The organism is Sporosarcina sp. NCCP-2331, from assembly GCF_023707945.1.
Classification (GTDB): Bacteria; Bacillota; Bacilli; order Bacillales_A; family Planococcaceae; genus Sporosarcina; species Sporosarcina cascadiensis.
The window spans coordinates 1-2,641 of sequence record NZ_BRCD01000063.1 but is presented as its reverse complement, the minus strand read 5'-3'; the positions used below and the strand labels follow the sequence as shown (position 1 = coordinate 2,641).

2 protein-coding genes are annotated in these 2,641 nt (G+C 40.5%); both read right to left on the bottom strand.

What is annotated here, in order from left to right:
- Positions 1–139: 139 nt before the first annotated feature.
- Entirely contained in the window at positions 140–1,936 is a 1,797-nt protein-coding gene (gene ltrA, locus NCCP2331_RS18120; RefSeq protein WP_251672099.1) for a group II intron reverse transcriptase/maturase, read from the bottom strand.
- Positions 1,937–2,433: 497 nt separating this feature from the next.
- Positions 2,434–2,641, bottom strand: a 208-nt coding sequence (locus tag NCCP2331_RS18115) for a hypothetical protein (protein ID WP_251672098.1), incomplete at its 5' end; no start/stop codon positions are given.

Below are 2,641 nucleotides of genomic sequence, written 5' to 3'. Positions count from 1 at the left end.
CGTAGCAATAGGTAAGCCTTTGAGGTAATCGCCAGCTTTTCCCCTGCTCCACACCGAACGTGCTAGTTTCCCAGCATTCGGCGCTCCATCTAACGATGTGTACTAGATTATAAGTTCTTCGTTATCTTTTGACGTGAGATTATATTACCGTTTCAAGCCCACATTCCATTCGGTATTGGTTTAGTTTTTTAATCATTGAAGAAGTAAAACCATACTTACGTATTTCTGATGTGATAGTTTCTGTATCTTTACGATGGACTAGCCGATGGATATCTTCATGAAGGATACGAAGATTTCGAAATTCGTCAGTCCCACCCAAATGCTTTGGTACGTAGTGGTGGCAGTGAACTTCATTGGCTGTTAAATCCCAACCCGTGAGTTCACATTTTCCCATTTTCATACTGTAACGGCTAATGCGATTATCCATATATTCAACCGTCCGGTTGGGAAGAAATGACTTCATTAAACCACCGATTCCCAAACGTACATCTGGATTTAGATTATCGTAAATTTTCGTTCTGCCTTCCTCCGTGAAGAGGGATAAAGATGGACTAAAGTTCATCGTGTTTACAGTCCGTACATCCGCAATCGGAAATAGGTGGACTCCCGCAATTTCAAAAGTTTTAGATCTTGTGCTATAGAACTTTTTATAGGTCATACTGGGATTGATCGGGTGTCCGTATTTCCCTACAGGACGAAGGCGATTATACAGAAAGGCTTTTAATTCGTAGGCAAGACGTGAGAATTCTAGATTGACATGTGTAGCTCCATTAAAATAATTGTGAATACCTAAAACAAAACTATTAAAGCGTAAAACATTTTGAGTGGTAGGGGAGGCTTTTATCCGTAAGATATGGACTTTAGCTTGTTCTTTAAGTTTTTCCCGTTTTTTCCGTTTAATGCCCGTATGGGCAACTCTCTTGTTTCTCTTCTTATTCGCTTTAATTGTAAAACCTAAGAATTCAGATTTCCTTTTCCGCAAGTTCACAATTTGTGACTTGTCTGGTGAAATGTCTAGTTTTAAACGTTCTTTGAGATACAATTTAACTGCATGGTACCATTTGTGAGCTGTCTTTCCATCGCGACAGAGAATTTTAAAATCATCGGCATAGCGTACGAGGTACCCTTCTTTAAGAGCTGTGCGTTTCTTGGCGCCCACTTTTCCTTCTCTTGATTTATAGTTTTTCGAGAGAGGAAAGAGCTCCCATTGACCCGCAACCCATTGGTCAAGGTCGTTAAGCACAACGTTCGATAGTAAAGTCGATAAAATCCCGCCTTGAGGAACACCTTTAGATGGGACCCCTTCTTTATCAATCTCCGCTTTCAACATTTTGGATATACAAGCCAATACTTTTCTATCCTTAATGCCTAGATTCCATAATTGTTTGATAAGAAGTTTATGATTTACATTATCGAAGAACCCTTTGATGTCAACATCCACTACATAATGCAAATGAGCAGTATTGACTAAATGTTGGACTCTCGCCATGGCATGACGAGTAGACCTTAACGGTCTAAATCCATAGCTGTGTTTGTAGAAATGAGCTTCAGCAATTGGCTCAAGAACCTGTTTAAAACATTGTTGAATGATGCGGTCAAGCATGCATGGAATTCCAAGAGGTCTAAATTGACCGTTATCCTTTTCAATCCATTTTCTTCTGACTTTCTTAGGTTGGTAATTCTCCAGTTTTGTTTGGATGGTTTTCACTAATTCACTTTCCGAAAGCACTTTGATATCTTTGATGGTTTTTCCATCAGTACCAGGGGTCTTAGACCCTTTATTGGATTTAATCGTACGATAAGCTAGAAGGATGTTCTCTCTAGAGATGATAATCTCGTAGAGACGATTGAACGTTTCCTTTTGACTAGCTCTTTCGTATAAATCCGTGAAGATTCCCGTCATATTGTAGTAATCCCAATATCTCAAAGTTGACACTGTGGCACCCCTCCTTATGAGTGATGTTCCCACATTCCTACCCGATCGGTGTCATTCACGTGAAGAAAATAATCGTTCTATTTCGTTAGACTTGGGGCTGTTCCTCCACTTCTATTACGGAAGTTTCTTAGGTCATACCCCTACCTTCCCAAGAGCAAATGTATTTCGGCTTTGACCTTATAACAACCGTTTTGGATGACAGTCCTTGTTTCAACGTCTCTTGTTTCCCAAGTACCTTACAACGTAGCTATCCGTTCTAGACGTAGGTGCTTCCTGTAAGCCTGTGAGCAAGATACTGCCGTTGTTCAGTATAGCGTATTTCAGAGGGCCAAATTTTACTTTACACCACTCACCCCATCGTAGGATGGGCCATAGCTTTCACTATGTTCAATCTATAGACCCTTAATTTCAGAAGTTCGTCAGTTCCTTTAGAGGGGAACATACTCACCTTATCTAGTTTTTCAGCCATCCGGCATATCAGTTGGCATACCTTTTCCTTAGAATGGCTTCAGCCTTCTTTCTGCCGACTCTACCTGTGCTTCGAACCCCATGAACTGTCTTTCATGACGCACGCAGGAGTATCGATGGGATAGTTTTAGAAAACATGGTTTCATCGTTCCTATCCTTAATTGTAAAGTTGAAGCTAATTTATTAACTTCCTGTGTTTTCACGCTGAAAGCGTTTATCACAGAACTTGTCGCGCTG